This is a genomic window from Amycolatopsis sp. 195334CR (genome assembly GCF_017309385.1).
Taxonomy (GTDB): Bacteria; Actinomycetota; Actinomycetes; order Mycobacteriales; family Pseudonocardiaceae; genus Amycolatopsis.
Map to the genome: position 1 here is coordinate 596,923 of NZ_JAFJMJ010000001.1, position 22,884 is coordinate 619,806.

At 70.1% G+C, this 22,884-nt stretch carries 26 protein-coding genes and 2 tRNA genes; 12 read left to right on the forward strand and 16 right to left on the reverse strand.

The window, feature by feature from the left end:
* The first annotated feature begins 26 nt into the window (after positions 1-26).
* Both JYK18_RS02930 and JYK18_RS02935 read left to right on the forward strand, forming a co-directional pair.
* Positions 27-719 carry an HD family phosphohydrolase gene (locus tag JYK18_RS02930; RefSeq protein ID WP_206800481.1) on the forward strand — a complete coding sequence of 231 codons (693 nt, stop codon included), beginning with the start codon at positions 27-29 and terminating at the stop codon, positions 717-719.
* Positions 720-909: 190 nt separating this feature from the next.
* On the forward strand, positions 910-1,104 hold the full coding sequence (locus JYK18_RS02935) for a ribbon-helix-helix domain-containing protein (RefSeq protein ID WP_153029887.1): 195 nt from the start codon (positions 910-912) through the stop codon (positions 1,102-1,104).
* A 61-nt stretch (positions 1,105-1,165) separates the two neighbouring features.
* Here the strand turns inward: JYK18_RS02935 and JYK18_RS02940 are convergent, their stop codons facing one another.
* From JYK18_RS02940 to JYK18_RS02955, 4 genes are read right to left on the reverse strand one after another with little or no spacing between them, the layout of a single operon-like run.
* A complete protein-coding gene (locus JYK18_RS02940; protein ID WP_206800482.1) occupies positions 1,166-2,407 on the reverse strand; it encodes an aldehyde dehydrogenase family protein in 1,242 nt (413 codons plus the stop codon).
* Between the two features lie 26 nt (positions 2,408-2,433).
* A complete protein-coding gene (locus JYK18_RS02945) occupies positions 2,434-3,147 on the reverse strand; it encodes a M50 family metallopeptidase (RefSeq protein ID WP_206800491.1) in 714 nt (237 codons plus the stop codon).
* A 9-nt stretch (positions 3,148-3,156) separates the two neighbouring features.
* Complete coding sequence (locus JYK18_RS02950; RefSeq protein WP_206800493.1) at positions 3,157-3,726, reverse strand: hypothetical protein; 570 nt, start codon at positions 3,724-3,726, stop codon at positions 3,157-3,159.
* Positions 3,727-3,733: 7 nt separating this feature from the next.
* Positions 3,734-4,633: a DNA-3-methyladenine glycosylase gene (locus tag JYK18_RS02955; protein WP_206800495.1), complete on the reverse strand. Its 900-nt coding sequence runs from the start codon at positions 4,631-4,633 to the stop codon at positions 3,734-3,736.
* A gap of 300 nt (positions 4,634-4,933) precedes the next feature.
* Here JYK18_RS02955 and JYK18_RS02960 point away from each other — a divergent pair, with 300 nt between their 5' ends.
* From JYK18_RS02960 to JYK18_RS02975, 4 genes are all read left to right on the forward strand, one after another.
* Complete coding sequence (locus JYK18_RS02960; RefSeq protein ID WP_206800497.1) at positions 4,934-5,776, forward strand: rRNA adenine dimethyltransferase family protein; 843 nt, start codon at positions 4,934-4,936, stop codon at positions 5,774-5,776.
* A gap of 37 nt (positions 5,777-5,813) precedes the next feature.
* The gene (locus tag JYK18_RS02965; protein ID WP_206800499.1) at positions 5,814-6,566 is read left to right on the forward strand and encodes a class I SAM-dependent methyltransferase; all 753 of its coding nucleotides are present in this window, start codon (positions 5,814-5,816) and stop codon (positions 6,564-6,566) included.
* A 9-nt stretch (positions 6,567-6,575) separates the two neighbouring features.
* Positions 6,576-7,904, forward strand: a complete 1,329-nt coding sequence (locus JYK18_RS02970) for a M20 family metallopeptidase (protein WP_206800500.1) — start codon at positions 6,576-6,578, stop codon at positions 7,902-7,904.
* Positions 7,905-7,991: 87 nt separating this feature from the next.
* On the forward strand, positions 7,992-8,912 hold the full coding sequence (locus tag JYK18_RS02975; protein WP_206800502.1) for a S1C family serine protease: 921 nt from the start codon (positions 7,992-7,994) through the stop codon (positions 8,910-8,912).
* A 48-nt stretch (positions 8,913-8,960) separates the two neighbouring features.
* Here the strand turns inward: JYK18_RS02975 and JYK18_RS02980 are convergent, their stop codons facing one another.
* Genes JYK18_RS02980 through JYK18_RS02990 form a run of 3 tightly spaced genes read right to left on the reverse strand, consistent with a single transcriptional unit; the run spans position 8,961 to position 11,484 of the window.
* Positions 8,961-9,551 carry a helix-turn-helix domain-containing protein gene (locus JYK18_RS02980; RefSeq protein WP_206800504.1) on the reverse strand — a complete coding sequence of 197 codons (591 nt, stop codon included), beginning with the start codon at positions 9,549-9,551 and terminating at the stop codon, positions 8,961-8,963.
* A gap of 31 nt (positions 9,552-9,582) precedes the next feature.
* Complete coding sequence (locus tag JYK18_RS02985; protein ID WP_206800506.1) at positions 9,583-9,960, reverse strand: DUF3224 domain-containing protein; 378 nt, start codon at positions 9,958-9,960, stop codon at positions 9,583-9,585.
* A gap of 42 nt (positions 9,961-10,002) precedes the next feature.
* Positions 10,003-11,484, reverse strand: coding sequence for a helicase HerA-like domain-containing protein (locus tag JYK18_RS02990; RefSeq protein WP_206800508.1), 1,482 nt, complete (start codon positions 11,482-11,484; stop codon positions 10,003-10,005).
* A 93-nt stretch (positions 11,485-11,577) separates the two neighbouring features.
* Between JYK18_RS02990 and orn the strand changes: the two genes are divergently transcribed.
* Both orn and JYK18_RS03000 read left to right on the forward strand, forming a co-directional pair.
* Positions 11,578-12,186 carry an oligoribonuclease gene (gene orn / locus JYK18_RS02995; RefSeq protein WP_206800510.1) on the forward strand — a complete coding sequence of 203 codons (609 nt, stop codon included), beginning with the start codon at positions 11,578-11,580 and terminating at the stop codon, positions 12,184-12,186.
* Positions 12,187-12,246: 60 nt separating this feature from the next.
* Positions 12,247-12,322: transfer RNA gene (locus JYK18_RS03000), tRNA-His, on the forward strand.
* Positions 12,323-12,514: 192 nt separating this feature from the next.
* Here the strand turns inward: JYK18_RS03000 and JYK18_RS03005 are convergent.
* The gene (locus tag JYK18_RS03005; RefSeq protein ID WP_206800512.1) at positions 12,515-13,747 is read right to left on the reverse strand and encodes an Ig-like domain-containing protein; all 1,233 of its coding nucleotides are present in this window, start codon (positions 13,745-13,747) and stop codon (positions 12,515-12,517) included.
* Positions 13,748-13,934: 187 nt separating this feature from the next.
* Here JYK18_RS03005 and JYK18_RS03010 point away from each other — a divergent pair.
* Positions 13,935-14,010: transfer RNA gene (locus JYK18_RS03010), tRNA-Lys, on the forward strand.
* An 84-nt stretch (positions 14,011-14,094) separates the two neighbouring features.
* On the opposite strand, the gene JYK18_RS03015 is transcribed toward JYK18_RS03010, so the two are convergent.
* The gene (locus tag JYK18_RS03015; RefSeq protein WP_206800514.1) at positions 14,095-14,601 is read right to left on the reverse strand and encodes a M15 family metallopeptidase; all 507 of its coding nucleotides are present in this window, start codon (positions 14,599-14,601) and stop codon (positions 14,095-14,097) included.
* An 86-nt stretch (positions 14,602-14,687) separates the two neighbouring features.
* Here JYK18_RS03015 and JYK18_RS03020 point away from each other — a divergent pair, with 86 nt between their 5' ends.
* Together JYK18_RS03020 and JYK18_RS03025 are read left to right on the forward strand one after the other, a co-directional pair.
* Positions 14,688-15,368 carry a response regulator transcription factor gene (locus JYK18_RS03020; protein ID WP_206800516.1) on the forward strand — a complete coding sequence of 227 codons (681 nt, stop codon included), beginning with the start codon at positions 14,688-14,690 and terminating at the stop codon, positions 15,366-15,368.
* Positions 15,369-15,378: 10 nt separating this feature from the next.
* Positions 15,379-16,479, forward strand: a complete 1,101-nt coding sequence (locus JYK18_RS03025; protein WP_242578924.1) for a HAMP domain-containing sensor histidine kinase — start codon at positions 15,379-15,381, stop codon at positions 16,477-16,479.
* On the opposite strand, the gene JYK18_RS03030 is transcribed toward JYK18_RS03025, so the two are convergent.
* The 6 genes from JYK18_RS03030 to JYK18_RS03055 form a co-directional block, all read right to left on the reverse strand.
* Positions 16,474-17,574 carry a glycosyltransferase gene (locus tag JYK18_RS03030; protein ID WP_206800521.1) on the reverse strand — a complete coding sequence of 367 codons (1,101 nt, stop codon included), beginning with the start codon at positions 17,572-17,574 and terminating at the stop codon, positions 16,474-16,476. The genes JYK18_RS03025 and JYK18_RS03030 overlap by 6 nt on opposite strands.
* Complete coding sequence (locus tag JYK18_RS03035; RefSeq protein ID WP_206800523.1) at positions 17,571-18,059, reverse strand: GNAT family N-acetyltransferase; 489 nt, start codon at positions 18,057-18,059, stop codon at positions 17,571-17,573. The genes JYK18_RS03030 and JYK18_RS03035 overlap by 4 nt, the downstream gene beginning before the upstream one ends.
* A 24-nt stretch (positions 18,060-18,083) precedes the next feature.
* Positions 18,084-18,692: a D-Ala-D-Ala dipeptidase VanX gene (gene vanX, locus JYK18_RS03040; protein WP_206800525.1), complete on the reverse strand. Its 609-nt coding sequence runs from the start codon at positions 18,690-18,692 to the stop codon at positions 18,084-18,086.
* Complete coding sequence (vanA, locus tag JYK18_RS03045; RefSeq protein WP_206800526.1) at positions 18,689-19,717, reverse strand: D-alanine--(R)-lactate ligase; 1,029 nt, start codon at positions 19,715-19,717, stop codon at positions 18,689-18,691. The genes vanX and vanA overlap by 4 nt, the downstream gene beginning before the upstream one ends.
* Positions 19,714-20,676: a D-lactate dehydrogenase VanH gene (gene vanH, locus JYK18_RS03050; protein ID WP_206803996.1), complete on the reverse strand. Its 963-nt coding sequence runs from the start codon at positions 20,674-20,676 to the stop codon at positions 19,714-19,716. The genes vanA and vanH overlap by 4 nt, the downstream gene beginning before the upstream one ends.
* Positions 20,677-20,838: 162 nt before the next feature.
* Entirely contained in the window at positions 20,839-21,423 is a 585-nt protein-coding gene (locus tag JYK18_RS03055) for a TetR/AcrR family transcriptional regulator (protein ID WP_206800527.1), read from the reverse strand.
* A 52-nt stretch (positions 21,424-21,475) separates the two neighbouring features.
* Here JYK18_RS03055 and JYK18_RS03060 point away from each other — a divergent pair, with 52 nt between their 5' ends.
* Entirely contained in the window at positions 21,476-22,333 is an 858-nt protein-coding gene (locus JYK18_RS03060) for an SDR family oxidoreductase (RefSeq protein WP_206800528.1), read from the forward strand.
* Here the strand turns inward: JYK18_RS03060 and JYK18_RS03065 are convergent.
* Positions 22,314-22,880 (reverse strand): TetR/AcrR family transcriptional regulator, encoded by a 567-nt coding sequence (locus JYK18_RS03065; RefSeq protein ID WP_206800529.1) that lies wholly within the window; start codon positions 22,878-22,880, stop codon positions 22,314-22,316. The genes JYK18_RS03060 and JYK18_RS03065 overlap by 20 nt on opposite strands.
* Positions 22,881-22,884: the final 4 nt, after the last annotated feature.

Sequence of the window (22,884 nt, forward strand, 5' to 3'; positions counted from 1 at the left end):
CCCAGCCGGTTCGGAGGGGATCGATAATGCGCGCCCACCAAACCGTTGTCCACGCGACCTTCAACTCCGTGCCCGCCGCGGCGATCAACGCCGTCGAGCAGGCCGTGCGGCAGCTCTGCCTGCGCTACGCCGAGCGGCTGCCGTTCCACGGCTGGCACCACGTCAGCTTCGTCCGGTCGAAGTCCGTCGGTTTCGCCGAGCACAACGGCGCCGACGTGAGCATCGTCGAAACGGCCGCGCTGGTGCACGACGTCAACTACCTGGTCCGCCGGAACTCGCCGGCCGCCGAAGGCAGCGGCCTGCGCAGGGAACTGCTCGCCGACGCCGGCGTGCCGCTCCGCGCCGCCGAACGCATCGACGCGATCATCGACGAGGCCGAAATGGCCAATCGCGGACCGGACATTTCGCTCGAAGCGCAGGCGCTCAGCGATGCCGACACCCTGTTCAAAGCGCTGCCGGTGACCCCGGTGGTGCTGGCGCACAAGTACCTGCGCGAGAACGGGCTCAGCCTGCGCGAGCTGGCGAACAAGATCGTCGGCGAGCAGCGCGACGTGCACGACGAGGGTTACTACTTCTACAACGCCGAAGCGGCCGCCGAATATTCGCGCTGGGCGCTGGCGAACCTCGAGCTGTGGCAGTGCATCAAGGAAGCGGTGGACGACCCGGCGGTCGAGGAACTGCTCGACGCGGTCGACCAGGTCGACGTCGCGGCTTCCTGAACCACTCCGCTACCGCGCACAGGGGCCAGTACGGGTGTGGATGCGTGAATTCATTCACACGCGATGATGAACCTCCCGCACCCGGGTCCCGCCATTCGGACGGTTCTTCTCCCCACACGGCTGAATTCGCGCCACGAATAACCGGGCGCCACTATTGTGGCCGTGCAGGGCCATCGAATGGATAGGAGTCATGGTGCCGGACAAGGTCGTGGCAGGACGAAGAGAACCGCAGCCCCAGGGCCTCAGCTCGCTGGGCAAGGACCTGCGGACCAGGGTCTCCAGCGACACCTACGAAGCCACCGAAAAGATTGCCAGGAAACGCGGGGTGAGCATGGCGCATATCGTGCGCCAGGCGGTGGAGAATTACCTGGAGAAGGCACGCTGACACAGTGATGCGTTCGATGTCACAGTGGCCATCGAACGCATCAGCTTAATTGAATATTGAATCAGCGATCCGCGGGCAGTACCGCGTACTGGCGGACGTAGAGATCGGTGTAGGTGACCGGACCGCGCGGGCCGGGCACCTTGTCCAGGTTGATCCCGGTTTCCGGGACCCCGCGCAGTTTGAAGCCGTCGAGCAGGCGGGTGGGGGCGTTCCAGAAGACGCCGGTCCCGGTGTAGCCGTCGAAGAAGGCCTCGGCGGTGGCCGCGTTCTCGGTGGCGATGCCCGCCGCGAGCCCGGAGGTCTGCTCGTTGGCGATCCGCGTGGCCTCCTCGACGCCCGCCACGGTGGAGACGGTGACGGTGGCCTCGCGGTCCGAATCCAGGGCCCACTCGTAGCCGATGGCGTGCTCGTGGGGCGGCAGCGACGCGGTGACGCCGCGTCCGGCGAGTGCCTCGCTCACCACCGGCCACACCTTGTCGTGGATGGGCTCGTCGATCAGCAGCAGGTTCAGCCGGTTGCACACGCCGAGCCGGTCCAGGCTGCCCGAGACGAGCGCGCGCACCTTGTCCAGGTCCGCCGCCTCGTCGATGAAGAGCACACCACCGCCGTCGGCGTGCGCGAGCGTGCGCACCCCGTGCTGGGCGGCCTCGGTGGCGAGCGCGCGGGTGCTGTCGCCGCTCCCCCGCAGGATGACCAGCGGGATCAGACCGGGCTGCGCGACCAGTGCGGCCGCGGCATGCCGTTCGGCGCGCGGCACGAGTTGCACCGCGTCCTGGTCGATCCCGGCTTCGGCCAGCGCGGGCGCGATGACGATCTCGAGCAGGCGCTGCGCGGAGCCGAGCGCGGCGGAACCGGTGCGCAGGACCCCGGCGTTGCGGGACTTCACCAGCTGGGAGGCCACGTCCACGGTCACGTTCGGCCGGGCTTCGTAGTTGGCGCCGATCACGCCGACCGGACGGCGACGCTCCACCAGTCGCAGTCCACCATCCAAAGTGGACAGCGGGACGGTGCGCTCGGAGTGCGGTGCGGCGGCGAGCAGGCGGAGCTGCTCGGCCATGCCGGTGAGCCGCTCCTCGGTGATGGTCAGCCGATCCAGCAGGCCGGCGCTCATCCCGTCTTCACGGGCCTTGGCCACGTCGGCGGCGTTCGCCTCGAGCACGGCGTCGCGGTTCGACAACAGGCGCTCGGCCATGCCGATGAGCGCCGCGTCGATCGCCTCGTCCGGCGCGGCGGCCAGAGACGGAGCGGCGCGCTTCGCCGCGCGTGCGCACTCTTCCACTGCCTTGGCCACGTCGTCGCTCATGGGACCAGTTTGCCGCACGCGTGAACTCAGCTGAGCACGGGTTCGAGCAGCCAGCTCCCGCCCAGGAACAGGCTGCCGAACGCGAGCACACCGAGCACGAGCAGCCACAACGCCACCGGGACGCCGGTGAGCCTCGCCAGCTGGTCGACGTCGGAGTCGCGCGCGGCGCCGCGACGGCGTTTCGACTGCAGCTCGAAGACCGGGCGCACGCCGCCCAGCAGGAGGAACCAGGTGATCGCGTAGACGCAGACCGCCTGCACTCCGGGTGGCGCCAGCAGCGCGACGCAGCCGAGCCCGATCGCCGCGGCGACCACGGAGAACGCGCCGTAGGCGTTGCGGATCATCACCAGCACGCCCAGCAGCAGCAGCGCCGTGAGGCCGAGCAGCACCGAGATGCGGTCGGCGTTGATCAGCGCGGCGAAGGCCAGGCCGAGCAGCGCGGGCGCCGGGTAGCCGGCGAGCGCGGTCAGCACCATGCCCGGGCCGGTCGGCTTGCCGCGGGAGACGGTGACGCCCGAGGTGTCCGAATGCAGCCGGATGCCCTGCAGGCGGCGGCCGACCAGCACCGCGGCGAAGGCGTGCCCGGCCTCGTGGACGATCGTCACCAGGTTGCGGGCGAGCCGCCACGGGGTGCCGGACACCACCAGGAGGAGCGCGGCCACGCCGGTGATGAGCGCCACCAGACCCGGCGGATCCGGCTGTGCGTCGAACAGTCCCCAGAATCCGTCGGTGCCTTCCACGCGGACACCTCAGCACATGTGGAGTTGGATCGGTGTGACGCCCCCTTTCAGCGCTTCCGGTGAGGCGCCGCTCCTGGGTGGGGGCGGCGGGTGGCCGGTGGCGCGGGTTGCGGTGGTGAGGGGTGCGGCGGTGAGGGGTGCCGCCTCGGTATGGATAGTGGTCTCGGCAGGCACGAGGGTCTCGGCGGGCACGGCAGGCACGGTGGCTTCGGCGGGGATGACGGGCGCGGTAGGTGCACCGGGCACAGCAGGTGCGGTGACGCCGGAAGGCATGGTGACTTCGGCAGACGCCGTGGCTTCGGCGGGGAGGGCGGTCTCGGCGGAGGCGGCGGGCTCGGCAGGAAGAGTGAGCTCGGTGGTGAGGGCGGCCCCGGTGGGGGCGGTGGCAAGGGTGGCCTCGGTGGTGAGGGCAGCCGCGGCGGCGGCGAAGGTGGCGGGCTCGGCAGGAAGAGTGAGCTCGGTGGTGAGGGCGGCCCCGGTGGGGGCGGCGGCGAGGGTGGCCTCGGTGGGGGCGAAGGCGGCCTCGGTGGCGGCCTCGGTGGCGGCCTCGGCGGTGGCGGTGGCGGTGGCGGTTGGCATGGTCACCTCACCTTGACCGGGCGGTGGCGGCGCGGAAGAGGAAGCTGACCCAGCTTCGGTAGGGGCGCCACTTGTCGGCGATGCGTGCCAGCCCGTCGACGTCGGCGGCGTTGAGGCCGTAGGTGCGCGCCATTTCCGCGTGTAGGCGCGGTTCGTGGCGAGGGAAGACATCCGGGTGCCCGACGCCTCTGATCAGCACCAGTTCCGCCGAGAACGGGCCGATCCCCGGCAGTTTCCGCAGCCTGGCCAGTGCTACCTCACCGGGGAGGGCCCGTAGGCGGGTGGCATCGAGGTGGCCTTGTTCCGCAGCTGCCGTGAGACTCCTCAGCTGCTTCACCTTGGTCTCCGGCAGGCCCAACGGGCGTTCCAGCAGGCGCAACGCCTCCGGGCCCGGGAACGAGCTGAGCGAGTGCCCGTCAACGGTCAGCCGGGATCCGTGGCGCTCGGCTATCCGGCGCTTGATCCCGGCCGCCTGGACCTGGCGGATGCGCTGGCCGATGATCGCCCAGCAGGCGGCCTCGTAGGGCGAGTGGAACAACACCGGCCGCAGGCCGGCCGCGGCGGTGACCAAGCGCACGGCCAGCTCGTCCCGCTGGATCGCCGCCACGAACTCGGCGGCGTCGAAGTCGAGCGACAGGATGCGCTCGGCCTGCCGGCAGGCTTCGGCGGCCGACTCGCCTTCGGCCTCCACCTCGACCACGCCGTCGGCGTGCTGGCGCGCCACCACCCCGGCCGGCTTCCAGCAGCCGTCCACCGGGAAGGCCAGCCGCAGCGTGCTCGGCTCCCCGGCCGCGTCCGGCCGCCCGGCGGGCACGAAGTCCTCCAGGAACCGCATCGAAGCCCGCAGGTCGAACGGACCGCGCGGGGTGATCGACGCGGTCGCGCCCGGGCGCCAGCGGGTGATCATCTGCTACCTCCTCTTCGGTGATCGCGACGCTAGCGGGGACCCCCGACAGTTCCGGGGCGAAAACCGATTGCGCGTGGTGCTACCTTCGGCGCATGGGAGCTTTGTACATCTGCTGCGCTGTCGTCGCCCGGCCTTGGCCGTGGCGCGCCTGACGCGGCGGCCGTCCCCCTCTTCACCGAGTTCCAGGCGCTGATCACCCGCGCCTGATCCGTCCGCGCGACCTCACCACTGCACGGTCGCCGCGTCTCGACGTCCTCGCGTGCCTTCGCACGCCTTCCTTCGTCCTGACGTGGAGCGACCATGCCCGCCAACGGGTCCTGTCACCCTGCCCGGAAACACCCGTCCCCCAACCCTTCCGGCGTCCACTTCCTCGCCGCGCCCCGGATCGCCGACGAACTGGTGCGCTCGGCCGCGATCACCGAGACCGACCTGGTGGTCGACTTCGGCGCCGGCCTCGGTGCGATCACCGCGCCACTGGCCAGGACCGGCGCCGAAATCCTCGCCGTGGAACGGGATCCCGAGTTCGTGCGCAAGCTGCGCACGCGGCTCGCGGACGCGGCCAACGTCCGGGTCATCCCGGCCGACGCCCGCACCTTTTCCCTGCCCCGCAAGAAGTTCGCCGTGGTGGCGAGCATTCCCTACGCGGTGTCCACCGCACTCATGCGACGGTTGCTCAGCCCGACCGCCTCGGCACTGGACCGGGCCGCGCTGATCGTCGAATGGGGGTTCGCGAAACGACTCAGCGCGGCCAGCCCGCGCGACCTCGAAATCGCCTGGTGGGCGGCGAGGTTCGAGCTGCGGCTGGTGCGGCGCGTCCCGGCCAGGCACTTCAGCCCGGCGCCGAAGGTGGACTCGGCCCACCTGACCGTGCACCGGCGCGGCAAGCCGGACAAGCTCGTCGACCAAGCACTGTGGACACTGCTGCAGGCGGCCTACCGCACCCCGCGCGCCCCGGCGCGGACCGCCGTGGCCTTCCTCGGGCGCAAGCCCCACCGCCTGCTCAAGGCCAACGGCATCGATCCGGACCGTCCCGCCGCGACCGTGCCGCCCGCCGCGTGGACCGCGCTGGCCAGGCAGCTCGCCGCGGACCGCAGCCTGCACTGGCCGCCGTTGCCGAAGGCTTTGCGCGAGGACCGGCGCTGACATACTGTCGGTATCCCAACCGCCCTGGAGCCGCGTGATGCCGACCGAGACCAGCCACCGCCGCCTGCTCGACCTGCTCGACGCCCCGCCCGTGCGGACCACCGGCGGCTATCCCGACCTGCTCGGGGACCGCAGGCAGGCCGGTCCGCCGACCGGCCCGGCGCAGGTGCTGATGAGCGTGGACCTGGTGTCCTCGATCTACGAGCGGTACTGGCGGCCGGCACTCGGCCGGATCGCGAAGGGCCTGCACGGCCCGAGCATGTCCGGCGAGGTCGACCTGGCCACCGACCTGCTGCGGCTCCGGCGTGGCCAGGTGGTGCTCGACGTGGCGTGCGGGACCGGCCGCTTCACCCGTGCCTTCGGGGAAGCGGTCGGTCCCACCGGGCTCGCCGTCGGCCTCGACGGCTCGCGCACCATGCTCGCGCGGGCCGTCGAGGCGGGCGGGAACGACGCCGTCACCTACCTCCGCGCGGACGCCGTGCACCCGCCGCTGCGGCCGTCCACTGTGGATGCCGTGTGCTGCTTCGCCGCGCTGCACATGTTCGGCGATCCGGAGGCAGCGCTGGATTCCTTCGCCTCGGTGCTGAAACCGGGCGGACGGTTGGCGCTGCTCACCAGTGCGCGCCGCGAGTGCCGCCCCGTCCGCGAGCTGGACACGCTGACCGGCCTGGCCAGCGGGCAGCGCATGTTCGACCGCGGCGAGGTCGGCGCCCTGCTGCGCGAACGCGGGTTCACCGAGATCAGCGAACGCTATTCCGGGGTCACCCAGATCGTCGGGGCGACGCATTAGCATGCGGCAATGACGGCTCCCCACCACGCCAGCCCCAGCCAGCCCGACGACGCCTACCTGCGCACCATCGTCGCCGACACCGCGGACGCGGTCGAAGCCGCCGAACCGCTCGGCTCGCCCCACCAGGGCGCGCCCGAAGATGTCCGGACCGAGGTCGGTGCCCTGATCGACGCCCGCGCGCAGGACCTCGTGTCGTTGAGCCAGGACCTGCACGCGCATCCCGAAGAGGGCTTCGCCGAGAAGCGCTCGGTGCGCGCGCTCGCCGAACTCCTGCAGAACCACGGCCACCAGGCGACCGTCGGCGTCGGCGGGCTGGACACGGCACTGAGCGCGACGGTCGGCGAAGGTGGTCCGCACATCGCGCTGCTCGCCGAGTACGACGCGCTGCCGGGGATCGGGCACGGCTGCGGGCACAACATCATCTGCGCCACCGCGGCCGGCGGTTTCCTCGGTGCCGCCGCGGTCGCCGAACGCCTCGGCGGGCGGGTCTCGCTGTTCGGCACGCCGGCCGAGGAAGGCGGCGGTGGCAAGGAAACCATGGCCAGGGCGGGCGTGTTCGACGACGTGGACGCGGTGATCATGCTGCACCCGTTCAGCCACGACATCGCGATGCACCCGTTCCTCGGCAGGCGCCAGCTCGAGATGGTCTTCCACGGCGTCGCCGCGCACGCCTCGGCGCAGCCGTTCATGGGCCGCAACGCGCTCGACGCCGCCGTCGCCGCGTACCAGGGCGTGGCCGCGTTGCGGCAGCACCTGCCCGGCACCGACCGCGTGCACGGCGTGTTCACCGACGGCGGGGCCCGGCCGAACGTGGTGCCGGACCGCGCGGCGCTGCTGTTCTACCTGCGGTCCGGGCAGCCGGAAACGCTGCGCGACCTGGCCGAGCGGATCACCGGGATCGCGCGTGGTGCGGCCGAGATGACCGGCTGCGGGGTGGAACTGCACTGGGACGAGCAGCCGCCCTACCTGCCGATCCGGTTCAACGGCGCGCTGGCCGGGCGGTGGGCGGTCAACCAGGAGGGCTGCGGGCGCAAACCGTTGCCGCCCGGCATCGTGCCGGAGTTCCTCACCGGCTCGACGGATCTCGGGAACCTGAGTTTCCGGATGCCCGCGATCCATCCGATGCTGGCCGTGTCCGAACAGACGGTTGCCTTGCACACCAAGGAGTTCGCCGCGGCGGCCGGGTCACCGGCCGGTGACCGCGCGGTGGTCGACGGAGCGCTCGGGCTCGCGCTGACTGCGGCCGACTACCTGGCCGACGCGGACCTGCGGACGGCGGTGCACGAGGAGTTCGAGGCCGCCGGTGGCGCGTTGGACGTTCCGGCGTTCTTCGCTTAACCACAGGCGTTTCTCAGCTTATTCTTCTCAGAAAAGTCCCCGGGTAATCCACAGGTTGCTCACAAGCGGGCGCGCGAACCTGGGTGCATGGACGAGAACCGGCAGAACCCGTTGTTCACCCCGCAGCAGCACGAGCAGCCCGCCGCGCCGCCGTTCTACCCGGCGCCGCCGGCGCCCGCCGCCCGCAAGCCGAAGCGCTTGGCCGTGCTGGTGAGCGCGGCCGCCGTCGCCGCCGCACTGGTCGGCGGCGTCGGCGGGGCCGCGCTCGTCGGCCTGACCGACCAGGCGCCGGCGAGCAGCAGCACCAGTGCGCTCGGCACGGCCACCGGTCAGACCGTTTCGAACTCCGGTTCGGACGTCAGTTCCGTGGCGCAGCAGGTGCTGCCGAGCGTCGTGCAGGTCAACACCACCACGCGCGAGGGCGAGGCGATCGGGTCCGGGGTGATCCTCTCGTCCGACGGCAGGATCCTGACCAACGCGCACGTGGTCGACGGCGCCACCGGGGACGTCACGATCACGCTGTCCGACGGCACGAAGTACCAGGCGACCGTGCTCGGCGCGGACACCAAGGCCGACATCGCGGTGCTGCAGGCGAAGAACGCCAGCGGCCTGACCGCGGCGAAGCTCGGCGACTCGAGCCAGGTGCAGGTCGGCTCCGAGGTGGTCGCCATCGGTTCGCCCGCCGGGCTGCAGAACACGGTCACCTCGGGCATCGTCAGCGCGGTCGGCAGGCAGCTGTCCGACGTCGGGCAGCAGGAGCAGCCGCAGTCGCCGTTCGGGCGGACCAGCTCGCAGCAGCAACAGCAGGGGCCGAGCTACACCGCCATCCAGACCGACGCGTCGATCAACCAGGGCAACTCGGGTGGCCCGCTGGTCAACGCGAACGGGCAGGTGATCGGGATCAACTCGTCGATCTACTCACCGTCGTCGGGCGGGAGCGTGGGCATCGGCTTCGCCATCCCGATCAATGACGCGATCAAGATCGTGGAGCAGATCGAACAGGGTTGAGCGAGGGGGGAAGCGGGTGGACCGGGGTCGGGGCGGTCCACCCGCTTTTCATGCCTGCGGCTGCTTGAGCTCCGGGTGGACGGCGACCACCAGGTGGTGCGTGCGGCCGCCGGTGGCCGAGTCGTCGTGGTACTTGGCGACCAGCGAGGTCACCGCGTCGGTGAGTTCCTCGGCGAAGGCGGCGCGATCGGCCGCGGAGGCGAAGCGCACGTCGCCGTCGATGGTGAAGGTGGCCAGCTTCTTGCCCGCCCGCTGCGCGCCGGTGAGCAGCTCACCGACGTCACGCACCAGGCGCGAGGCGACCGCGAGCAGCCACCGCGCGGAGAGCCGGTCCGGCGACTGCCGCGGGTCGGGTTCGACGGCGCCCAGCACGCTCGGCGAGATCACGTACGAAGAGGCTGTCGCCCGCAGCACGCGCTCGGTGACGTTGCCCTTGCGGCGCTCCTCCACCAGCGAGATCAGCCCGTGCTGCTCCAGCGCGCGCAGGTGGTAGTTGATCTTCTGCCGGGCCAGGCCGAGCTTCTTGGCCAGGGTGGTGGCCGAACCCGGCTCGGCCAGTTCGGCGAGCAGGCGGGCACGCATCGGGTCCAGCGACGCGCCGGCGGCCTCGGCGTCGTCGATCACCGCGATCTCGTTCATCCGCCAACGGTCTCACCGACAAGTTTTTTTGTCAATCGAGGTGGTAGTCGAGTTCCAGCGTGTGGCTGCCGTCGTCGTGCTTGGCCACCATCGCGGAACCGGTGATGCCCGCCAGCTCCCCGACCCCGGAACCGGGCAGGATCTTCAGCTCGTAGCTGTCCGCGAAGGCGGCGTGCTGGAGCACGAACCCGCCCTTCCGCCCCTCGACCGAGACGTCGAACCGCTCGAAGGCCACGTACGCCTGCGCGGTTTCGGTGATCGCGCTGAGCATGGTGACCGTGCTGGCGCCCTCGACTAACCCGGTGAAGGTCTTGCTCAACCGCACCTGGCCCAGTTCGGCTCCTTCGGCCTCGTCGAGAGACGACGGCTCCCAGTTGTCCACGGTGAACGCTGCAGTGATCTTCGGCATACGCCGAGCTTCGCAGGCCTACCTGACAAGGTGTGTCAGGTTTTAGCGGCGGCGGTTCCCGAACAGGCCACGCGTGACCTCGCGTCCCAGCGCACTCGCCGCCGAGCGCAGGAACGAGCGGACCGCCGGGTTGTCCATCGTCTTCTGGATGAACCCGGGGCCTTCCTGCTCGGCGGGCTTCTCCGGCTCGGTGGCGGCCACCTTCGCGGCGAGCTTCTCGTAGGCCGACTCGCGGTCGATCGTCTCGGCGTACTTCCCGTGCAGCTGCGACGACTGGGCCGAGGCACGCACGGCCTCCTCGCCGATCGACCCCATCTTCGACCGCGGTGCCCGCAACTTCGTCCACGCGACCGGCGTCGGCGCCCCGCGTTCGGACAGCACGGTGACCACCGCCTCCCCGATGCCCAGCGAGGTCAGCGCCTGCTCCAGGTCGTAGTGCGTGGTCTTCGGATAGGTCTTGACCGTCTTCGCCAGCGCCTTCTGGTCCTCGGGTGTGAACGCGCGGATCGCGTGCTGCACGCGCGCGCCCAGCTGCGACAGCACGGCGTTCGGCACATCGGTGGACAGCTGCGTGCAGAAGAACACGCCCACGCCCTTCGACCGGATCAGCTTGACCGTCTGCTCGATGCTGTCCAGGAAGGCCTTCGACGCGTTGTCGAACAGCAGGTGCGCCTCGTCGAAGAAGAAGACCAGCTTCGGTTTGTCCAGGTCGCCCGCTTCCGGGAGTTCCTCGAACAACTCGGCCAGCAACCACATCAGGAAGGTGGAGAACAACGCCGGCTTGCTCTGCAGGTTGTCCAGCTCCAGGAGGGTGATCACGCCCTCGTGCATCAGGTCGGCGACTTCGAGTTCCGGCTCCCCGAAGAACTCCTCGCCGCCCTGGGCCGCGAGGTTGACCAGCGCCCGCAGGATCACCCCGGCCGTCGCTGGGGACACCCCGCCGATGCCCTTGAGGTCGGCCTTGCCCTCGTCACTGGTCAGGTGCGTGATCACCGCGCGGAGGTCCTTGAGGTCCAGCAGCGGCAGACCGCGCTCGTCGGCCCAGTGGAAGATCAGGCCGAGGGTGGACTCCTGCGTCTCGTTGAGGCCCAGCACCTTCGACAGCAGGATCGGGCCGAACCCGGTGATCGTGGCGCGCACCGGCACACCACGGCCTTCGGTGCCCAGCGAGAGGAACTGCACCGGGAAGCCCTGCGGCTGCCAGTCGTCGCCGAGTTCCTCCGCGCGTTTGGCCAGCTTGTCGGTCGACTCCCCCGCCTCGGCCAAACCGGACAGATCACCCTTCACGTCGGCCAGGACCACCGGGACACCCACCGCCGACAGCTCTTCGGCGAGCAGCTGCAGCGTCTTGGTCTTGCCGGTCCCGGTCGCGCCCGCCACCAGGCCGTGCCGGTTCAGCATGGCCAGCGGGAGGCGTACGCCGGCACCCGGGCACACCTGCCCGTCGAGCACCACCGAGCCCAGCTCCAGCGCCGCCCCTTCGGTCCGGTAGCCCTCGGTGATCGCGGTTGCGTCCTGGTCCATGCCTGCCCTCCCGTTACGCCGACCGGCCGAGCGTAACCGCGGGAACCGCAGGTCGCGCCCGCGAAAGTGCCCCGGAAGAGTTAGGGTGCCCGGGTGAACGATCGTCTTGTCTGGATCGACTGTGAGATGACCGGCCTCGACCTGGCCAAGGACGCCTTGATCGAAATCGCCGCCCTGGTCACCGACGCGGAGCTGAACGTCCTCGGCGAAGGCCTCGACCTCGTCATCCACTGCGATGAGGAAGCACTCGCCAACATGCCCGACGTGGTCCGCGAGATGCACGCCCGGTCCGGACTCACCGAGGAGGTGCGGCAGTCCTCGGTCACCATCGAGGAAGCCGAGCAGCGCGTGCTCGAGTACGTCCGGGAGCACGTGCCCGAGCCCAACACCGCGCCGCTGGCCGGGAACTCCATCGCCACCGACCGCGGCTTCATCGTCCGCGACATGCCCGCGCTCGACGCGCACCTGCACTACCGGATGGTCGACGTGTCCTCGGTCAAGGAGCTCGTCCGGCGCTGGTACCCGCGGATCTACTACGCCAAGCCGGAAAAGGGCCTCGCCCACCGCGCGCTCGCGGACATCCGGGAGTCCATCGGCGAACTGGACTACTACCGGCGGGTGGCCTTCGTGCCGCAACCCGGGCCCACCACCGAACAAGCCCGCGCGGCCGCCGCCGAAGTGCTCAAGCAGCCCCGCGGCTGACCCCCGGAAGGGGCACGCTACGATAGTCGAGCCGAGGTGATCGTCAGACCGCCTCGCACGGTGGGTGTAGCTCAGTTGGTAGAGCACCTGGTTGTGGTCCAGGAAGTCGCGGGTTCAAGTCCCGTCACTCACCCCATGTGGCCCATGCTGGTCGGTCGCTTCGCGGCCTCCCAGCATGGGCTTCGTCGTTCTTTCTGGGGGTCGGACCCCCAGGCCCCCGCCAGGGGGCGGAGCCCCCTGGACCCCCATCGTGGCTGGGCACGTTGGTGTGTGAACGCCGAGAGGCCCTCGCACCGGGGTGGGTGCGAGGGCCTCTTTGTGGGTCTGGTTAGTTCTTTTTGCCGCCGGATTTCCAGTCGTCCCAGGACATTTGCCAGACGGACCAGCCGTCGGTGGCTTCCAGGGTCTGCGGGCCGCCGTTCTGCACGGTGATGATGTCGCCCTTCTTCGAGGTGTCCATCATCCACTTCGCGTTCTCGGTGGAGAGGTTGATGCAGCCGTGGCTCACGTTGCGCTTGCCCTGCGAGCCCACCGACCACGGCGCCGAGTGGTAGAAGATCCCGCTGTTCGACATGCGGACCGCGTACTGCACGAAGGTGCGGTACCCGGCGGCGCTGTCGGTCGGCACGCCGTAGGTGCTCGAGTCCATCGTGTACCCGGTGTGCTCGCTCATCACCGTGTAGTTGCCGTTCGGCGTGCTGGAGGACTTCTTGCCCATCGAGATGGGCATCACCTTGGCCTCCTGGTCGTTGATCGACACCTTCATCTGGAAGGTCTGCCCGTCGGCGACGGCCACCAGCTTGTCGCCGATGGTGAAGTTCGCCGCCCGGTCCTCCTTGCCGTAGGTGCCGTTGCCCAGGTTCTTGCCGTACACCGCGGCCTTCACCGAGACCTTGGTGCCCGAGGGCCAGTAGTCCTTCGGCCGCCAGATCACCGAGGTGTCGCTGAACCAGTGGAACGCGCCTTCGACCGCCGGCTCCGACTTGATCTCCAGCGCCTTCTCCGCGGCGGCCTTGTCCCCCACCTTCATGCCGAAGGTGAAGATCAGCGGCATGCCGACGCCGACCGTCTCGCCGTCCTGCGCGTTGATCGACACGGTGGTCTGCCTGGCCGGCTTCGCCGTGTTGAAGGCCGAGGTGGAGGTGGCGGGCTGGCCGTTGGTACCGGTGCCGGTGGCGGTCAGCGTGTAGGCCTTGCCGTAGCCGAGCGGTTCGGTGGACACCCAGCCTGCCCCGTCCGGGGCGAGCTGACCGGCCACGGCCTTGCCCTCGGCGTTGGTCAGCTTCACGTCGTTGATCTTGCCGTCGGTGGCGTTGACCCGCACCGGCTCACCGGGGGCCACGTCCGCCGCGCCCTGAGCCGGGGTCAGCGCCAGCGAGACCGGTTTCGGCGGGGCCGTCGAGGTCTCTTTCGGGGCTTCTCCACCGCCGGGCCCGGGTTCCGCACCCGGCGCCGACGTGCAACCCGAGATGATGAGCCCGGCCGCGACCGCCAGCAGCGACAACCGCACCCCAGAACGCCCGGTTATCGGGCGACGCCCCACTCCGCCCCGACCACTCATGGAAGACCGTCCATTTCGCTTAGAAGAATGCCCCAAGTGTCCGGCTACAGTGTGCCCGACCGGGTTCCGGCGCGTGTGCGGGACTGGTCAACTGGGCCGAACCCGCTTCGGGGGACCCCCGTGAACGGCCCCCGAACCGCGTGCTAAAGTTTCTCTCGTTGGTGCGGGAGAGCGAGAAACCCGCCCGGCGCCATTAGCTCAATTGGCAGAGCAGCTGGCTCTTAACCAGCGGGTTCGGGGTTCGAGTCCCTGATGGCGCACCACCTGAAGGCAAAAGCCCACCAGTGTTTCTTTCACTGGTGGGCTTTGTGCTGTGCGGGGCCGGTCCGCTGGTCGCTGTCGAATCGTTACCGCGGTGAGCCCCGCCGCATCCTCGGGTCCTGGGACGGGTCGGCGTACATCGGCGGGCAGCCGGATTCGACGGCTTCCGGGCGCAGTTCGTAGTGCCAGGGCTCGTTGCGGTAGATCTGGCACAGCCCGTACCCGGCGCCGTGCTCGGACAGCCACGCCCTGGCCGCGGGTGGTCCGATGTCGACGGCGTCGCCCGACACGTGGGCCGACGTGTCCGGGGTGGCCACCCACCGGGCGGCCTCCTTTTCCGAGCCGTACTTCGAAATCGCCCGGCGAAGCAGTTGTTCCTGGTATTCCGGCGAACGCCAGCCGCCGTTCACGACGAATTCGACGCCGTCGGCCGCGGCATCGGTCGCGGCCCGGCGCAGGGCGTCGAGCAGTCCGGGGTCCAGGTTGGCCACGGCCGGGCTGCCGTCATCGAACACGGTGACCGGTACGGGGACGGCGCCGTGCGCCTCGCCGAGAGCGTGCCGGACGGCCGTACCTGCTGCGGTGGGAGTCATACCGCCAGTCAAGGCAAGGCGATGTTGCCACCACGTACGTGGTTTTCGATATGCCGACGATATGCGCGTGAACGTAGGTTCGACGCATGCGTGTGCTGGTCGTCGAGGACGAACCCTATATGGCGGAGGCCATTCGCGATGGACTGCGCCTGGAGGCGATCGCCGCGGACATCGCCGGTGACGGCGACACCGCGCTGGAGCTGCTGAGCCTCAACACCTACGCCATCGCCGTGCTCGACCGGGACATCCCCGGTCCCTCCGGTGACGAGATCGCCGAACGCATCGTCGCCTCCGGCACCGGCATGCCGATCCTGATGCTCACCGCCGCCGACCGGCTCGACGACAAGGCCTCCGGCTTCGAACTCGGCGCCGACGACTACCTCACCAAGCCGTTCGAACTCCGGGAGCTGGTGCTCCGGCTCAGGGCGCTCGACCGCAGGCGCGCCCACAGCAGGCCGCCCGTGCGGGAGATCGCCGGTCTGCGGGTGGATCCGTTCCGCCGCGAGGTCTTCCGCAACGGCCGCTACGTCGCGCTGACCAGGAAGCAGTTCGCCGTGCTCGAAGTGCTGGTCGCCGCCGAAGGCGGGGTGATCAGCGCCGAAGAGTTGCTGGAGCGGGCGTGGGACGAGAACGCCGACCCGTTCACCAACGCCGTGCGCATCACCGTCTCGGCCCTGCGCAAGCGGCTCGGTGAACCGTGGCTCATCGCCACCGTGCCCGGGGTCGGCTACCGCATCGACCCACAGGCCGGGGGCGACCGTGGATAGAGAGCCCGGGATGAGCGTTCGCCTCAAGCTCACCCTCAGCTACGCCGGGCTCCTCATGTTCGCCGGTACCCTGCTGCTCGCCGTCGTGTGGGTGTTCCTGCTGCGTTACGTGCCCGAGGTGGTCGCCGACGGACCTCCTCGCCGCCCGGGCTCCGGGCCCGCCCAGCCCCACGTGCCGGACCGCTCCGACCTGCTGGAAGCCTTCGTCCCGAAGGCGATCGCGATGCTGGCGTTCCTGCTGCTGTTCAGCCTGGTGGGCGGCTGGCTGCTGGCGGGCAGCATGCTCGCGCCGCTGACCCGCATCACCAACGCCACCCGCCTGGCCGCGAACGGCTCGCTCTCGCACCGGATCCAGCTGGAGGGCCGCGCGGACGAGTTCCGCGAACTCGCCGACGCCTTCGACACCATGCTCGCCCGGCTCGAAGCACACAACGCCGAACAGCAGCGGTTCGCCGCCAACGCCTCGCACGAACTGCGCACCCCGCTGGCGATCACGCAGACCCTGCTCGACGTGGCCCGCAAGGAACCGCCCCGCGACACCGGCGAACTCGTCGACCGCCTCCAGCACGTCAACACCAGGGCGATCGACCTCACCGAGGCGCTGCTCGTGCTCAGCCGCGCCCACCAGCGAACCTTCGCCCAGGAGCCGGTCGACCTGTCGCTGGCCGCCGAGGAGGCCGCCGAAACCCTGCTCCCGCTCGCCGAAAGCCACGGCATCACCATCGAGACCTCCGGTGAGCAGGCCCCGACCACCGGCTCCCCCGCGCTCCTGCTGCAGGTGACCACGAACCTCCTGCACAACGCGATCGTGCACAACCTCCCCGAGCAGGGCACGGTGTGGGTCACGACCGGCGTTCACGCCGGGAAAGCGGTGCTCACGGTCGAGAACACCGGCCAGCCGGTCTCCGCCAAAATGGCTTCCACGCTGGTCGAACCTTTCCAGCGCGGCACCCAGCGCGTCCGCACCGACCACGCGGGAGTCGGCCTCGGCCTGGCGATCGTCCAGAGCATCACCCGGGCCCACGACGGCACCCTCACCCTCACCCCCCGCTCCGGCGGCGGGCTCCACGTCACGGTGCGGCTGCCCGCGGCCGGAGCGCAGCGCTCATGAGGTGGTCCGGCGGCGCTCGGCGACCACGGTGAGCGCGTGCCGGGCCAGGACGGCGCCCGCGTCCGGCGCGCCGGTCGCCGACGCGCGGGCCGACATCGCCGCGATCCGTCCGGGGTCGGTGAGCAGCGGGATCAGGGTGCGCTCCAGCCACGCCGGGTCGAGGTCGCCGTCGTCGAGGAGCAGCGCCCCGCCGGCCGCGACCACCGGCTCGGCGTTCAGCCGCTGCTCACCACCGCGATCCGGCAGCGGAACGTACACGGCGGGCAGGCCGACGGCGGCCAGTTCGGCGCACGTCATCGCCCCCGACCGGCAGATCGCGAAGTCGGCGGCGGCGTAGGCGTACCGCATCTCGTCGACGTAGGGAACGACCACGTAGGGCGGGTCGCCGTCCGGCACCTCGACGGTGTGCCGCGGCCCGGTGATGTGCAGCACCTGCACGCCCGCCGCTCGCAACGCCGGAGCCGCACCGGACACCGCGGTGTTGATCGTCACGGCCCCCTGCGAACCGCCGGTGACCATCAGCACCGGCCCGTCGGGGCGCAGGCCGAACCGCCGCCGGGCGGCGTCGCGCAGCGCGGGCCGGTCGAGCCCGGTGATCGACGGCCGCAGCGGGATCCCGATGGCCGTGGCGTTCGCCAGCGGAACGGCCGGCGTGGCGGTGAACACGTGGGGCGTCAGCCGGACCGCCAGCCGGTTGGCCACGCCCGGCCGGGCGTTCGCCTCGTGGACCACGATCGGCAGGCGCTGCCTGCGCGCGGCGAGGTAGGCGGGAGCGGCGACGTAGCCGCCGAAGCCCACCACGACTTCGGCCCGCACGCGGTCGAGCACCGCCCCGGCCGCCAGCACCGCGTCGCGAAGCCTGCCCGGCGTCTCCAGCGCGGCCCGGTTCAGCCTGCGTGGCAACGGGACCGGCGGGATGAGTTCGAGCGGGTAACCGCGGGCCGGGATGAGCGTGGTGTCCAGGCCGCGGACGGTGCCGAGTGCGGTGATCTCGGCCGTGGGCGCCAGCAGGCGCAGGGCGTCGGCGAAGTTCATCGTGGGCTCGATGTGTCCGGCCGAATGCCCGCCGGCCACCACGACACGCGGTGCTTTCACCCCCGCCCTCCCAGCCGGGCCACGTCGGAAGTGGTACTGAGGCCGGGGGTGTGCAGCTCGCGCACGAACCGGGTCGACCGCCCGGTCTGGTCGGTGTACCCGCGGTTCCGGTAGAACGCGTGCGCGTGCTGACGGCGGTCCGCGCTGGTGACCTCTATGCGCACGCACCCCCGGCTCGCGGCGAACAACTCCGCCGCGGTCACCAGTTCACTGCCGACGCCGCGCCCCCGTGCCCGCTCGGCGACGACCAGCGCCACGATCCGGCCCCAGCTGCCGGCGCGCTCGAAGAACGGGCAGCTGTACACCGCGATCACGCCGAGCAGGTCGCCGCCGGCATCGGCCACGTAGGCCGCGCCCGCCGGATCCTGGTCCCAGCGGCCGATCCTGGCCGCCGTGGCGGTCGTGTCGTCCGGTGGGTACCCCAGCTGGTGCAGCAGCTCGCCGACGGCCGCGGCGTCGCTGACGTGTGCCGGTCGTATCCGCATGCCTCTTCCCGTGAACGACATGGCCTAGACGATGGGGAAGTCGAAGTAGGTGTCCGGATAGGGCTCGTCCTTCAGCACGTAGTGCCACCACTCGCGCTCGTAGGCGCGGAAACCGCAGTCCTCCATGACCGACCGGAGGTGCTGCCGGTTCTCCGCCTCCACCCGCGCGACCCCGGGCGCGCCGTGGTGGGAGATCGAATCCATCAGGTCGTGGTCACCGCCCATGGGCGCGAGTTCACCGGTGTCCAGGTGGTAGAGGGTCAGGTCGACCGTGCTTCCCCGGCTGTGCCCCGACTTCCTCGCCACGTACCCCTTTTCGAACATCTCGGCCCGGTCGATGTGCGGGTAGTGCCGCAGCTTCGTCCGGCCGTCCTCCGGCTGTCGCGCCCAGCGCACGAAGCAGTCCACGGCCCGTTGCGGGCGGTAACCGTCCCAGAGCAGCAGGCCGAAACCGAGGGAAGCGGCCTTTTCCCGCGCGTTCGCCAAGGCGCCGCACAGTACCTTCGTGCCGACGATCCGGTTCACCGCGTAGCCGTCGACGGGCTTGCCGGTGAAGTTGTCCCAGGTGGCGTACTTGGCGTCCCAACGCATTCCGGCCACGACCTCGTCCACGAAAGCAAAATCCTCGTTCATTGGAATTTCCCCGTCAACGTCAACGACACCATGCGGTCGATCACTTCGCCGAGCGGCACTCCGGCGGCCGCCATCATTCTCGGGTAACGGCTGTAGGAGGTCATGCCGGGAAAGGTGTTGACCTCGTTGAGCACCACCGTGCCGTCCTCCTTCAGGAACATGTCCACTCGCGACAGTCCGGAGCAGCCCAGCGCGCGGTAGATGGCCTTGGCCGTCTCCTGCACGCGGACCCTGGTCGCGGCCGGGAGGTCCGCCGGAACGGTGATCGTCGAGTTCTCGGAACCGCTTTCCGGGTTGCTCTCCTGGTGGATCTTGAAGAACCCGTGGGAGAGCGAGATCTGGTCCACCTCGCCGGCGAACAGCTCCAGTTCGTTCCCCAGGATGGCGCAGCCGACCTCGCTGCCGACCACGGGCTCCTCGATCAGCACCTTCGAGTCGTACTGCCGCGCGGTCTCCACCGCGGTCGGCAGTTCCTCTTCGCTGGACACCTTGCTGACCCCGAAGGACGACCCCGACCGCGCGGGCTTGACGAACACGGGATAGGTGAGCGGGCCGGGGTCGACCGTCTCGTCCGCCATGACGATCCGGAAGTTCGGTGTCGGGATTCCGGCGGCGGCGGTGATGACGTAGGCGAGCGACTTGTCCATGCACACCGCGGAACTCTGGACGTCGCAGCCGACGTAGGGAATGCCGGCCAGCTCCAGCAGCCCCTGCATCGCGCCGTCCTCGCCGAGCTTGCCGTGCAGCACGGGCAGCACCAGGTCCGGGCAGAGCACGTCGAACTTCCCGCGCTCCAGCACGAGGAACCCGCGGATGCTCCGGTCCGGCGACAGCACGACCGGGCGGCCGGTCTCCGCCCAGCCCTCGTCGGGGCCGTCGCAGAGCTTCCAGGCACCGCTTGGGGTGATCCCGATCCAGTACGGTTCGTACTTGTCGGCGTCGAGGTGCTTGGCAATCTCCTGCGCGGACTTGACCGAGACGGGGTGTTCCTCGGAACTTCCCCCGAAGATGATTCCGATCTTCATATCCAGTGCTGCTTTCTGCTTTCGAAGTTCAGGCAGTTGACAATGGAGTTCTCCACGGTGTCGCCAAGGGCGTGGTCCGTGTAGTAGGCGGTGTGCGGGCTGATGATCACGTTCGGGAGTTTCTGCAGTCGCAGCAGCAGATCGCTGTCCACCGGCTCGTTCCGGCGGTCCGCGTAGAAGATTCCGTCCTCTCCTTCGAGCACGTCCAGCGCCGCACCGCCCAGTTCGTCGTTCTCCAGCGCGTCGACGAGTGCCTCGGTGTCGAGCAGCGGACCGCGCCCGGTGTTCACCACGTACGCGCCACGCCTCATTTCCTTGATGCGCTGACGATCCAGCAGGTGGTGGGTGTCCGCGGTGAGGGGCGTGTGAAGCGTCACGATGTCGCTCTGCCGCAACAATTCGTCCAGAGAAACGTATTCGGCGGAGATCCCGGGACGGCTGTCGTGAGCCAGGATCTGGCAGCCGAAGCCCCGAAGCCGGTCCACGACGGCCGCGCCGATGCGACCCGTGCCGATGATTCCGACGGTCAGATCGCGCAGCTCTTTCCCGCGCACTTCGTGCAGCCGGTAGTCGTGGACGTCCGTGCGCCTGATCATGGATTTGGCGTTCCGCACGGACATCAACATCAGCATCAGCGTGTAGTCGGCCACGCTGTCCGGCGAGTAGGTGACGTTCTCCACGGAAATGCCGACGCTCTTCGCGTACGACACGTCGAGGTGGTTGTACCCGATGCTCCTGGTGGAGATGTAGCCCACACCCGCCTGGCTGAGCGCGAGCAGCGTTTCGTCGGTGATCCGGGTCTTGTGCCCCACGCTGATGCACCGATTTCCCGCCGCCAGCGCGACATTGGCCTCGGACACCGCATCCTCGACGATGGTCGGCCGGATCCCGAAGCGGGACGACATCTCCCGGAACAGGGCGGCCTCGTCCGGCCCGCACCCGTAAACCGTGATCCCCATCCCCGGCACGGTGGCGAAGGACCAGGCCCCCAGCGACCGGGTGCGGCGGGCCGCCGTTCGTGCTGGTTCGCGGTAGGTCATGCGCCCCAGTCAAGACAGCGCGGCGTTGCGAGCGCGTATCCGGTTTTCGATATGCGCAGGATAAGTTACTGGCGAGTAGTGCTAGGTTTGATGGCCGATCATCGCGATCAGGGTCCCGACCAGGTCCTCGGGCGTGACCGCCCATTTGTGCGCGGCCAGGTGCCCGTTGACTTCCAGGTCCGTGATGCCGTGCGCGCTGGACAACAGCAGCGCGGCGTACCGCTGGGTGTGCTCACCGCCGACGACCCCGCCGACGATGGCGAGGAACTCGTCCATGGCGCGGTCGGCCGCTTCCGTTGCGGCCTGGACCGCGGCCGGGGCGCCGGCCGGGGTGGTGAACATGAGGCGGTACAGGTGCGGCTGGTGACGGCCGATCGTCATCAGGGCGCCCAAGCCGCGCCGCAGGGTGTCCGCGGCGGGTACCTCGGGGTCGGTGCGCACGGCCCGCACCTGATCTGCGAGTCGTTCCAGCGCTTCGGCGGCGACGGTGGTCAGCAGGCTGTCCTTGTCCGGGAAGTGCCCGTACGGCGCCCCTCGGGTGACGCCGGCTCGGGCGCCGACCGCGCGCAGCGTCACCGCGTCCGGGCCGCCGCTGTCCAGCAGGTCGGCGGCGGCGTCCACCAGGGCGCGCCGCGTCGCGGCGGCGGATTCCGCTCGGCTGGCCATGGGCACACCCTAACGGTTGACACTGTCATCCGAGCTGCCTAGCCTCGTTCACATGACAGTGTCACATGAAACCGTGGTTGTTACCGGAGCGTCGACCGGGATCGGTGCGGCGAGTGCCCGCGAGCTGGCTCGCCGGGGGTTCCACGTGTTGGCGGGGGTTCGTCGGGAGCAGGACGCGGACGCGCTTCGCGGGCCCGGCATCGAGCCGGTCATTCTCGACATCACGCAGCCCGAGCACATCGCCGAGTTGGCCGGGCGCGTGAGTTCGTTGCGAGCGCTGGTGAACAACGCGGCGGTTCAGACCAACGCGCCGGTGGAAGCCCTGCCGTTGAGCGAATGGCGTCGCCAGTTCGAGGTCAACCTGTTCGGCCACATCGCGGTCACGCAGGCACTGCTGCCCGCGCTGCTGCGTCGTTCGGGCCGGGTGGTCAACATCAGCTCGGTCGGCGGGCGGGTCGCGATGGCCACGTACGGCCCTTACGCGAGCACGAAATTCGCCCTCGAAGCAGTCAGCGACTCGCTGCGGCGGGAACTGGCGCCGCTGGGCGTGCGGGTGGTCGTCGTCGAGCCGGGCGCGGTGCGCACGGAGATGCCGGACCGGGTGATCGCCGCCACGAAACAGCAGGCCGCCACCATGTCGCCGGAACACCGCGAACGCTACGGAAAGCTGATCCAGGCGGCCAACGCGCACGCCGCCGCCCACATCCCGGGCGGCCGGTCCGCCGCCGACGCGGCCAAGGTGATCGCGAAGGCCGTGACCGCCGGGAAGCCGCGCACCCGCTACACCGTCGGCCGCGACGCGGCGCTGGGCACGCGGCTGGCCCGGGTGGTGCCGGACCGGTTGCTGGACTGGGCCCTCGCGGCCAGCTTGAGGCCGCACTACCCGAAGGTCAGTCCAGTTCCGCGGTGAAGGCGCCGGTGAGGAGTTCTCGGGCGCGGGGCAGGGTGATGGAGCCGCTGAGCCAGCGTTCGCTGAGGCCTTCGACGAGGGCGGTCAGGCGTTCGGCGGCATCGGCCGGGTTGATGGTCGCGGAGACCCGGCCGACGGCTTGCGCCTCGCGGATCAGGGTTTCCGTGTCCGCCGACCAGGCCTCGGTGCTGTCACGCAGGGACTCGCGCAGGTCGTCCGAAAACACCGCGCTGGCACGGAGTTCGCCCCACGCGGTGCTGTTGGTGCGGACCTCGTCGGTGTCCTGGAGTTCCAGCAGCAGCATCTGCTCGAGGCGGGTGCGCGGATCGTCCGCGCTCAGCGCGCTTTCGGTGTAGCGCACGGCCCGGTCGTTGACGTGGTCCAGCGCCCGCCGGAGCACCCCGGCCCGATCCTTGAAGTGGTAGTAGATCAGCGCGGTGGACACCTCGGCCTCGGCCGCGAGCTTCTCCACCCGCAGGCCGCGCACGCCGTCCTGGGCGATCACCCGGACCGCGGCCTCCAGGATCTGGGTCTGACGATCGGACATGGAT